Here is a 9970-nt window from a genome sequence, read left to right as displayed (position 1 = left end):
GGAAGCGCTCTCCCACTGAGCTAATCGCGCAATACATCGAAACCGGTAAGGAATCTCTGCTGAGGTGGAAACGGGAATCGAACCCGTGTACACGGCTTTGCAGGCCGTTGCCTCGCCACTCGGCCATTCCACCGTGAGGCTGCCGCCTCAGTGGTTGCCTCGAAGTTATACCACAGGGCCTAACTTCTTGAGAAACCAGAGCGGATGACGGGACTCGAACCCGCGACCCTAACCTTGGCAAGGTTATGCGCTACCAGCTGCGCTACATCCGCATCGCGTTGCAAGGAGGGCGAAAAGAAAATCTCAATTGCTCCCTTGCGGTGCGAAAGATACTTTAGCGTGATTGTGCGATTGATTACAAATTACCAGGTGAACATCTGTATTGTCCCTGTGGGCGTAGGGCTAAAGACCAATCTTTGATGCCTCTGAATCGCAACAATGTCATTTATTCGCTTTCGCGGGTTTGTTACTGGGCGCCTATCGAGTCGCTATCGTCATGGAGTTCCATCGATGCGGTAAAAAATCTTCGAACTGCGCAATCGCAAACGCAACGCAACTCAATTAGGGAAATCTCCAAAACGCGTGCTAACTTATTCCGCAGAGCAGCAAAGGCTTAGTGCTTTTCTGTTCCAGTCCCATAGCTCAGTGGAAGAGCGTTCCGTTCACACCGGAAAGGTCGCTGGTTCGAACCCAGTTGGGACTACCATTTAAAACCCCGGTCGACGCATCGTATAAAAACGGCGCGGCCGGGGTTTTGCTGTGTGACCTGAACTATATTCGTCTCTCTCGGGAACTTTTCTGGGCTACCATCCGACAATAGGTACAAGGGCAGCGGTCATACTACTGCTGTTCTTCTCGAACTGTCCCGCTTAAAGGAGTTGAACTGTTCTAGTGAGTCCCCGGGTCGCTTCAGGCGAAACGTTTCGGTTCTCAAAGTCGGGTTTCCGACGTGCGGTAGCCGCCGCTGCGGCGCTTGCGGTCTTTGCCGGCGCGTCCGTTATCAATGCAGTCCCTGCGAGTGCTCATGATTCCGTCCTGTCATCGAATCCAGGCGACAAGCAGGTTCTCGATGAATTTCCGCACCACGTTTCTCTCAAGTTCTCCGGCAACCCCAAGAACAACTTCAACACCGTTGCAATTAGTGATGCAGATGCCAAGGAAGTCCTGTACTCCCACGAGCCAGAAGTAGTGGGTAATGAGGTCTCTTTGGATATTCCTGAGGAGATTAATCCAGGGCCTGGCAACTACATTATTGGTTTCCAGATTACCTCCTCTGATGGTCACTCCACCCGAGGAAAGACCTCTTTCTCAGTGGCTGATCCGGATGCTGCTGGCGCAGCCGAAGCTGGGGCAGAATCTCGTCAAACCGGTGCACACGCCGAGGAAACGAAGTCAATACCGCTATGGGCTTATGGCCTCGGTGGTGGACTTATCGTCATCATCGCCGCTGTCGTCACCGTTATTAATCGAAAGGCAAAATAGGCACATGAAACTCAATCGCACTGCAACTGCACTGATTGCTGGTTCCGCAGCTCTGACCCTTGCTCTAGCAGGTTGCTCATCCGACGATAACACTGCTGCTGAGGTGACTGAGTCCGCAACCTCCGCTGCGACCGAGGCTACTTCTGAGATGGAGAAGAGCGATGCTGCTGTACAGCTGGCCGATGCCTACATCAAGGAAAAGCCGGCTGACAAGGGCATGACCGCCATCTTCGGTACGCTGACCAACAACACCGATAAGGACATCAAGGTTTCCTCCTTCAAGCTTGAGGGGCTGAAGGAGGGCACGAAGTTCGAGCAGCACGACACCAAGGACGGCAAGATGTTCGAGGTGCCGGAAGGTCTGACGATTCCGGCTAATGGCGAACTCGTTCTCGAACCGGGTAGCACTCACTTCATGATCATGGACAATGATGAAGCTATGGATGTGGGAGCTGAGTACAAGCTCGTCATTGAGCTTTCCGACGGCTCTAGCATCACCCAGGACGTTGAGGTTCGTGTCCAGCCGGCGGGCGAAGAGGACTACGGTAATGACGGTGACCTGAACAACCCAGAGCATATGGGCGGCGGTGAGATGGATCACTCGCACCATTAATTCTTGTGACAAGTTGGTCAAGCAATGGCTCGTCGTAAAGCGGGCGTGAGCTCAGGTACGTCGAGGAATTGATTAACTGGATCTAATGGTGGCAGAAGCGCTGGAGTTGGCAGGTTATTGCGGCATATGCATCGAACTCCGGCGCCTTTCTTTTTCCGAAAAAGGTTTTTGATACGGTCGAATTGGATAGGCCAGTGGTTGTGTTGAAGCCATTGAAAAATCGTTGGATTCCCAGCCACCTTATGTGCTCCAGTTTGAAGTAATCAGAAAGGTAAGAGTGCACAACATGTCCGAAGGCTTTTCTAGAAGGCGTTTTCTTGGCGGGCTCGGCACCGCCGCAGGAGCTTCAGCGCTCGCCCTGGGGGTGCCGGAAGCCCAGGCGATTGGGTTGGAACGTCCACAGGAAGAGCCGCCGAAACCGCCTTTGCAGACAGCAACCGTACCTTTTGATGGGGCTCATCAGGCGGGGATTGCGACGCCCGCACAGGCGAATCTATGGCTAATAGCCTTCAACGTAAAGAAGGGGGTTAATCGCAATCGTCTCCAAAACCTCATGCGTGCCTGGACCGATGACGCTCGCCGAATGACAGCCGGCAAGGCTACTCGAACGGACTTGGAGCCTGAGCTCATGGGGAGTCCGGCCAATCTGACTATCACAGTTGGATATGGGGAAAACTTCTTCACAATCATCGATAGGGAAGACCAGAAGCCCGAGTGGCTGGAGGATCTGCCAAAGTACGTTAACGATGAGCTCCGCCCGGAGTGGAACGGTGGAGACCTGTGCCTGCAGATTTGTGCGGATGACCCGGTAATGGTCTCCCACGCGGCCCGAATGATGATCCGAAATTCGGGCTCTTATTTGGACGTCCATTGGGTGCAAGCTGGCTTCCAGCACGCCAATGGTTCTAGGCAGGAAGGCGAGACCCCGCGCAATCTCTTCGGTCAGAAGGACGGTACGGTCAACCCGCGCACTCGTGAAGAATTCGACAAGCAAGTGTGGATTGACAGTGGCCCGGATTGGTTGCGGGGCGGTACAGCGATGGTTGTCCGCCGTATCGAAATGGATATTCCAGGCTGGGATGTCTTGGACCGCGAAAGCCGCACTGTTATTACCGGCCGAGATATCGGCACCGGTGCGCCAATTGGAGGTAAGGACGAGTTTGAGACCGTCGACCTGGCGAAGACTGATGAATATGGTCTGCCTCTGACGGATCCGAACAGCCATGTTGCACTGTCCATGCCTCCGAAGGAGAAACCTAATCAGCGGATTCTGCGACGGGTCTACAACTATGACCTGCCACCGGAACCGAATGGTCGATTCGAGACCAACACCGGCCTGGTATTCATTTGTTTCCAGAAGGACCCGTTGGAGCAGTTCAATCCGATTCAGGAGCGGCTGTCCAAGAACGACCGTCTCAATCAGTGGATTTTCCACATTGGATCCGCCGTGTTTGTTATGCCGCGAGGAACTTCTGAGGAGGAGTACTGGGCGCAGGACCTTTTCGAGGCCTGAGTTTTGACCGTGCGGTAAAGTGTGTGAACGACTGACGAAGGTCACCAGGTATGTGATTTTCGAAGACACTTTGAAAAGGAGTACACGCACGCCGTGTCAGAAGAATTTGCAACCCCAGCACCGTTTTCCGTGCCCGTAGGAGTTTCTGCGGGCGAGGCGATGAGAGACCTGGGTTTCCCGAACAAGGGCGTTGACGCCATCGTTTGTGTCCGCGATCCTGAAGGCAATTTGAAGGATCTGTCCTTTAAGCCAGAAGTGGAAACCGTCTTCGAGCCCGTTCCGGCGAATACTCCGGACGGTCGTGATGTCATTCGCCACTCTGCGACTCACGTGATGGCTCAGGCCGTGCAGTTGGAGTTCCCTGGGACGAAGCTGGGCATCGGCCCTGCCATCGACAATGGTTTCTACTACGACTTCCGTGTCGATGAGCCTTTCTCGCCGGAGGATCTCAAGCGCATCGAAAAGCGTATGAAGAAGATCATCAAGTCTGGTCAGCGGTTCGAACGCTTCGCGTTCGAGTCTGCTGATGAGGCGCAGGAAGCGCTTGCCGACGAGCCGTATAAGCTCGAGCTGATTGTTGAAAAGTCGGCCGGCAAGGTGTCCGAAGATGATGAGGCCAATGTCGACGTCGGTGGTGCAGGCACGACCTTGACCGGATACCGCAACGTCAATCCGCGTACCGGTGAGACCGAGTGGTTTGATCTTTGCCGCGGCCCGCACGTACCGACCACCCGCTACATCCCTGCTTTTAAGATCACGCGTTCTTCCGCTGCGTACTGGCGTGGTGACCAGTCTCGCGATAACCTGCAGCGTGTTTACGGCACTGCGTGGGAGTCCAAGGAAGCGCTAGATGAGTACCTTGACCGCATGCTCGAGGCTGAGAAGCGCGATCACCGCCGCTTGGGCTCTGAGCTGGATCTGTTCAGCTTCCCAGATGAGATTGGTTCTGGTTTCCCGGTATTCCATGTCAAGGGCGGCATCATCCGCAACGAGATGGAGCAGCATTCCCGTCGCCGTCATATCGAAGCGGGCTATGACTTTGTGAACACCCCGCACGTAACCAAGGGCGACTTGTTCAAGAAGTCCGGTCACCTGGACTTCTACGCGGATGGCATGTTCCCGCCGATGCAGCTCGACGGCGAATATGACGAACACGGCAACTGCACCAAGGCTCCGCAGGACTACTACGTCAAGCCGATGAACTGCCCGATGCATAATCTCATTTTTGCATCGCGTGGTCGCAGCTACCGTGAACTTCCGATTCGTATGTTCGAGTTCGGCACCGTCTACCGCTACGAGAAATCGGGTGTTATCCACGGTCTGACCCGAGCCCGTGGCTTTACGCAGGACGACGCCCACATCTACTGCACCGAGGATCAGCTGGAAGAAGAGCTCACTAGTGTCCTCGACTTCATCATTTCGCTTCTTCGTGACTACGGCCTGGATGACTTCTACCTGGAACTGTCTACGAAGGACGAAAAGAAGTTCGTCGGCTCGGATGAAATTTGGGAGAAGTCCACGGCAATTCTCCAGCGCGTTGCCGATGCTTCTGGCCTCGAGCTCGTTCCTGATCCGGGCGGAGCCGCTTTCTATGGCCCGAAGATTTCCGTCCAAGCCCGCGATGCCATCGGCCGCACCTGGCAGATGTCGACCGTTCAGCTCGACTTCAACCTGCCGGAGCGCTTCGAGCTCGAGTACACCGCACCTGACGGCACCAAGAAGCGCCCGATTATGATCCACCGTGCGCTGTTCGGCTCCATCGAACGTTTCTTTGGCGTCCTATTGGAGCACTACGCGGGTGCTTTCCCCGCCTGGCTGGCGCCGGAACAGGTTGTTGGTATCCCGGTTGCGGATGACTGTATCCCGCACCTGGAGGACTTTGCTGCACAGCTGAAGTCTCGTGGCATCCGCGTCCACGTGGATACGTCGGATGACCGCATGCAGAAGAAGATACGCAACCACACCCAGGCCAAGGTTCCGTTCATGATTCTGGCTGGTGCCCGCGACATTGAGGCAGGTGCCGTCAGCTTCCGGTTCCTCGATGGCACCCAGATTAACGGGGTGGCAGTTGAGAAGGCTGTGGACATCATCTGTGATTGGGTTGCTTCGCGGAATAACGAACAGCCGAACAAGGAGAATGTCTCTGCTCTCTAGAGGTCGCTAACGCTCTCTTATTCGACCGCGTTGTTTTAACTGGTGAACCACGCGTGGTAATCCAAAGAAGTTGACCGCGAGGTCGTAAACTACAGCAGAGAAACATATGTGGTCGGGGCTCGAATGGGGCCCGGTTACGCAACGAAGGGGATGGCAGTGAATCAGTCGGGAAGTGAAGAGTTGCCTCCGCAGCAGCAGGGCAATGCCGGCCAGCAGGAATCGTCTGATGGCGTATACGTCGACAGCGGTTACGGCGAACCGGATCGGCTCACGCGCTTATGGGCACCGTACCGGCTGGACTACATCGTCAAGCGTGGTGTGCATAACTCCAAGCCATCCCGTAACCCCTTCGTTGATTTGCCGAAGCAAAGCGATGAGGAAGCACTCATTATCGCTCGCGGCGAGTGGGTGTACGCCGTTCTGAATCTGTTCCCGTACAACCCAGGGCACCTCATGGTGGTTCCATATCGCGAAGTCGCCAACCTTGAGGACTTGACCGACGAAGAAACGGCCGAGATGATGCGGTTTGCCAAGCATGCGGTTCGTACTCTCAAATCGGTTTCGCGTCCGCACGCCGTCAACGTAGGTTTCAACTTGGGCAAGGCCTCCGGCGGTTCGGTTGCTGACCACCTGCACATGCACGTTGTGCCGCGCTGGTCCGGCGACAGCAATTTCATGACCGTGATCGACGGCACCAAGGTGCTACCGCAGGCGCTTCGTCAGACGCGCGAATTGCTTGCCGACGGCTGGCGTGCCCTCAATCAGGAGGATGGGGCAGCATGCTGAGTGTCCGTGGCAGGGCTCCAATCCGCCCAGTAGTTGAACCGGTAGCCGCTGCACTTTTGCGGGTCGGGATTAGCCCGAACACGGTCACCCTGGTGGGAACTGCAGTTTCCGTTCTGCTTGCGGTAATCCTGATTCCTACCAACCATCTTTTTGCAGCTGCGGTTTCAATCGCTATTTTCACAGCTTTTGACCTGCTCGATGGCACGATGGCCAGACTTCGAGGGCAGGGAACGAAATACGGAGCGACGCTGGATGCTTCCTGTGACCGCATTACTGATGCTGCACTGTTCGGGGCGATAGCGTATTGGGTGGTGTATCACCATGACGCGGATCCAGTGCTGCTTATTCTGACACTGATTACCATGGGGTCTTCCCAGGTCATTTCCTACGTTAAGGCTCGGGCAGAGGCCAGCGCCCTTAAGGTCAACGGTGGTCTCGTCGAACGTGCGGAGCGCCTGATTATCGGTCTAATCGGCATTGGGCTCCAGGGGCTTGGCGTGGACTATGTCCTCTACGTCGCGATGTGGCTCCTGGCGATTGGGTCGGTATTCACCGTCGTCCAGCGCTTGTACATGGTGGCTAAGCAGCCAGGAGCGTTGGATCCCATCGCCCCGCCAGAAGGCGCAGCTGATAGTTCATCTATTAACCCTGACTCTGCTCCGAAGTCCACGGGTTCGGCTGATTCCTACAACTAAAGGAGGATACAATGACTAGTTTCTTCCTGCCTCGCTCTAAAAATGATTTCGTTGCGCTCGGCTATATGGCCGGGTGGAAGATTTTTGGTCTGCTGCCGGAACGCGTGGCCTACCGTATCGGCAACATAGCCGCCGATCGTGTAGCAGCAAATCCCGCGACTACCCGCCAGCTTCGCAAGAACTTGGCTCGCGTTATGGGCTGCCCACCTGAGGAAGTGCCGCAAGGTCTTATTCGGGCTTCCATGCGTTCCTATCTACGTTATTGGGTGGAGGCATTCCGGTTGCCCTCCATCGCGTCGCCAGAGTTGGCAGACACGGTCGAGTCCACCAGCGATGGACTCGAACGAGTTGCTGAGGCCCTCGAGGCAGGAGATTCCATCGTCATCCCGCTGCCGCATTCTGGTAACTGGGATATGGCAGGTATGTGGCTTGTTTCCCGGCATGGCCGGTTCAGTACCGTGGCGGAACGGCTGAAGCCAGAAGTGCTTTACGACGCTTTCGTGGAGTACCGCGAATCCCTCGGATTCCGCATTCTCCCGCTTACCGGTGGCAAACCCGCGATGCCGGAACTGCAGAAGCGATTGGAAGACGGTGGCGTTGTGTGCCTGCTGTCTGATCGTGACTTCGGCGGCCACGGGGTCCCGGTCACTTTTTTCGGAGAGCAGACTACCATGCCGGTCGGTGCAGCAAAGCTGGCACTGGACACCGGCGCTCGGCTTATGCCCGCGGGCCTGTCCTACACGCGCGATGGCTGGCGTTTTGTAGCGCATCCATTCGTGCCGACTGAGGGGCGCAATCTAGCTGACATTGTCCAGGACATCGCTACTGTTTTTGAATCTGATATTGCCCAGCATCCAGCGGATTGGCACATGATGCAGCCACTGTGGCCAGCGGATAAGAAGAGGTCAAAGTAGCCGTGCGAATCGGAATGGTGTGCCCGTACTCGTTCGATGTCCCAGGTGGGGTTCAAGCTCACGCGATTGACCTGTGTGAGGAGTTCATCCGTCGCGGCCACGAGGTCAGTCTTATCGGCCCGGCTAGCGTGCAGGCGGACGTTCCGGATTTCGTTGTTCGAGGTGGTGCCGCCATCCCGATTCCGTATAACGGCTCGGTCGCTCGGCTGTCTTTTGGTCCCCGCACGAGCCGTCGAGTCCGCACATGGATTGAGGAAGGTAGCTTTGACATTCTTCATATCCATGAGCCGAATTCGCCCAGTTTTTCAATGTTGTCGTTAGTAAACTCGGTCGGTCCAATTGTCGCGACCTATCACTCTGCGGCGACGGACTCCTTGGCATTGAAGCTGGCCACGCCATTTTTGCGGAAGTACCTTGAACGCATTCGGGGAGGCATCGCTGTCTCGGAAGTGGCACGTCGCTGGCAGGTTGAGCAACTCGGCGGCGACCCGGTACTCATTCCCAATGGTGTCCGTGTTGGAGATTTCGAGTCCTGTCCGGCCGCCTCATCGTTGCCCGAGATCCCGCCGCGGCGTGAGGGGTTCTATCGGCTTGTGTTCCTCGGACGCTTCGACGAATCTCGCAAGGGCTTTGACGTTCTGCTCGACGCGCTGCCAGCAATACGTGCGGAGATTCCACAGCTTGAGGTCTGTGTCGTTGGTGATGGTGATGTCGCGGCAGCTCGTCGTAAAGCGGGCAGAAACGCAGATGTCCTGCATTTCGTCGGCAGACTCTCGGAGGATGCTAAGGCGTCAATACTCGCCGATGCGGATGCGTACATTGCCCCACAGCGTGGTGGGGAGAGTTTCGGCATCGTGCTGGTAGAGGCGATGGCGGCGGGTGCGCCGGTGATCTCCAGCGACATCGATGCGTTCAAACTCGTGCTTGACGACGGCCATTACGGGCTTCACTTTGAAAACGGTAACTCCGTAGACCTTGCGGATGCAGTCGTACGCCTTTTGACGCAGCCAAAGTTGGGGGAGGAGCTTCGCGCACTCGGGCATAAACGGGCTTGGGAATATGACTGGTCGCAGGTCGCCGACGGCGTTCTGCGTGTGTACGATACGGTGCGCATGGATGGCGAAAAGGTCGTCATTGCGCCATAAAGATTTCCGTCGTGGCAGCTGATTAAACGCAGCGGAGTGAAAGTGGGTTTTCGGTGGACGTAACCGTTCCAATCTGGGTCGTTGTCCTGGTCATTGCGCTGATTGTCGTACTCGTTAGCGGTTTGGTGGCTTCATCGACAGCGACGCGTTTGAACCGTATGCACATTCGCACCGACTTGGCGCGTTCCTCACTGGAAGCGGCGTTGGGGCGAAGGGCTGCAGTCGCTCGTGCCGCCTACCCGGAACTCGCCGGCGTAGTGACGAAGGTGGAAGCCACACCACTTCGAGCCAACAACACTGGACAGCGCGCTGACGTGGAAAACGAACTGACTAGGAAAATTGTGGCGCTCTATGAGGAACAGCCTGTGGACCGAACGATGGCAATTGAGCTTTCTGACGCCCACACGCGGCTCGAGCTCGCCCGCCGTTTCTACAATGATGCGGTGACGGATACGAAAGCACTGCGAGCCAGGCCGCTAGTGCGCGCGCTGCGGCTGGCGGGTACTGCACCTGAACCGGAATATTTCGATGTTGCAGATGGACTGACAACAGCTTAATTGTGGGAAATCCCGCCGTTGTGCTGGAAGTTCGCCGTGTTTTCTGACTCAATGAACAGCACTGTCTAGTCCAGGCGTTATAGTGTTAAACGACTACAAACAGTCACATTC

The 9970-nt window shown here is 56.1% G+C and carries 9 protein-coding genes and 3 tRNA genes; 10 read left to right on the top strand and 2 right to left on the bottom strand.

What is annotated here, in order from left to right:
- Positions 1-62: 62 nt before the first annotated feature.
- Positions 63-133: transfer RNA gene (locus tag HMPREF2860_RS02925), tRNA-Cys, on the bottom strand.
- 66 nt (positions 134-199) lie between these two features.
- A tRNA-Gly gene (locus HMPREF2860_RS02920) sits at positions 200-272 on the bottom strand.
- A gap of 359 nt (positions 273-631) precedes the next feature.
- Between HMPREF2860_RS02920 and HMPREF2860_RS02915 the strand changes: the two genes are divergently transcribed.
- The 10 genes from HMPREF2860_RS02915 (at position 632) to HMPREF2860_RS02870 (ending at position 9859) form a co-directional block, all read left to right on the top strand.
- A tRNA-Val gene (locus HMPREF2860_RS02915) sits at positions 632-706 on the top strand.
- A 185-nt stretch (positions 707-891) separates the two neighbouring features.
- Complete coding sequence (locus tag HMPREF2860_RS02910; protein ID WP_016422669.1) at positions 892-1482, top strand: copper resistance CopC family protein; 591 nt, start codon at positions 892-894, stop codon at positions 1480-1482.
- Positions 1483-1486: 4 nt separating this feature from the next.
- A complete protein-coding gene (locus HMPREF2860_RS02905) occupies positions 1487-2095 on the top strand; it encodes a copper chaperone PCu(A)C (RefSeq protein ID WP_016422670.1) in 609 nt (202 codons plus the stop codon).
- Between the two features lie 286 nt (positions 2096-2381).
- The gene (locus HMPREF2860_RS02900) at positions 2382-3608 is read left to right on the top strand and encodes a Dyp-type peroxidase (protein ID WP_038628860.1); all 1227 of its coding nucleotides are present in this window, start codon (positions 2382-2384) and stop codon (positions 3606-3608) included.
- A gap of 159 nt (positions 3609-3767) precedes the next feature.
- A complete protein-coding gene (gene thrS, locus HMPREF2860_RS02895) occupies positions 3768-5762 on the top strand; it encodes a threonine--tRNA ligase (protein WP_222867254.1) in 1995 nt (664 codons plus the stop codon).
- Positions 5763-5912: 150 nt separating this feature from the next.
- Positions 5913-6548 carry an ATP adenylyltransferase gene (locus HMPREF2860_RS02890; RefSeq protein WP_042388668.1) on the top strand — a complete coding sequence of 212 codons (636 nt, stop codon included), beginning with the start codon at positions 5913-5915 and terminating at the stop codon, positions 6546-6548.
- A complete protein-coding gene (gene pgsA / locus HMPREF2860_RS02885; protein ID WP_016422674.1) occupies positions 6542-7243 on the top strand; it encodes a phosphatidylinositol phosphate synthase in 702 nt (233 codons plus the stop codon). The genes HMPREF2860_RS02890 and pgsA overlap by 7 nt, the downstream gene beginning before the upstream one ends.
- An 11-nt stretch (positions 7244-7254) precedes the next feature.
- Positions 7255-8157: a phosphatidylinositol mannoside acyltransferase gene (locus HMPREF2860_RS02880; protein ID WP_070432220.1), complete on the top strand. Its 903-nt coding sequence runs from the start codon at positions 7255-7257 to the stop codon at positions 8155-8157.
- Between the two features lie 2 nt (positions 8158-8159).
- A complete protein-coding gene (locus tag HMPREF2860_RS02875; RefSeq protein ID WP_038628866.1) occupies positions 8160-9302 on the top strand; it encodes a glycosyltransferase family 4 protein in 1143 nt (380 codons plus the stop codon).
- Positions 9303-9355: 53 nt separating this feature from the next.
- Positions 9356-9859, top strand: a complete 504-nt coding sequence (locus HMPREF2860_RS02870; RefSeq protein WP_016422677.1) for a hypothetical protein — start codon at positions 9356-9358, stop codon at positions 9857-9859.
- The last annotated feature ends 111 nt before the right edge of the window (positions 9860-9970 follow it).

The organism is Corynebacterium sp. HMSC064E10 (assembly GCF_001812505.1).
In the GTDB taxonomy this organism is placed as follows: Bacteria; Actinomycetota; Actinomycetes; order Mycobacteriales; family Mycobacteriaceae; genus Corynebacterium; species Corynebacterium amycolatum.
The sequence above is the reverse complement of the archived record's forward strand: the minus strand, read 5'-3'. Positions and strand labels throughout refer to the sequence as shown.

Excerpts from the sequence above, each read along its gene's own strand:
- thrS (WP_222867254.1), top strand. The coding sequence starts at position 3,768 with ATGAGAGACCTGGGTTTCCCGAACAAGGGCGTTGACGCCATCGTTTGT.
- HMPREF2860_RS02900 (WP_038628860.1), top strand. The coding sequence starts at position 2,382 with ATGTCCGAAGGCTTTTCTAGAAGGCGTTTTCTTGGCGGGCTCGGCACC.
- HMPREF2860_RS02880 (WP_070432220.1), top strand. The coding sequence starts at position 7,255 with ATGACTAGTTTCTTCCTGCCTCGCTCTAAAAATGATTTCGTTGCGCTC.
- pgsA (WP_016422674.1), top strand. The coding sequence starts at position 6,542 with ATGCTGAGTGTCCGTGGCAGGGCTCCAATCCGCCCAGTAGTTGAACCG.
- HMPREF2860_RS02905 (WP_016422670.1), top strand. The coding sequence starts at position 1,487 with ATGAAACTCAATCGCACTGCAACTGCACTGATTGCTGGTTCCGCAGCT.
- HMPREF2860_RS02890 (WP_042388668.1), top strand. The coding sequence starts at position 5,913 with ATGGCAGTGAATCAGTCGGGAAGTGAAGAGTTGCCTCCGCAGCAGCAG.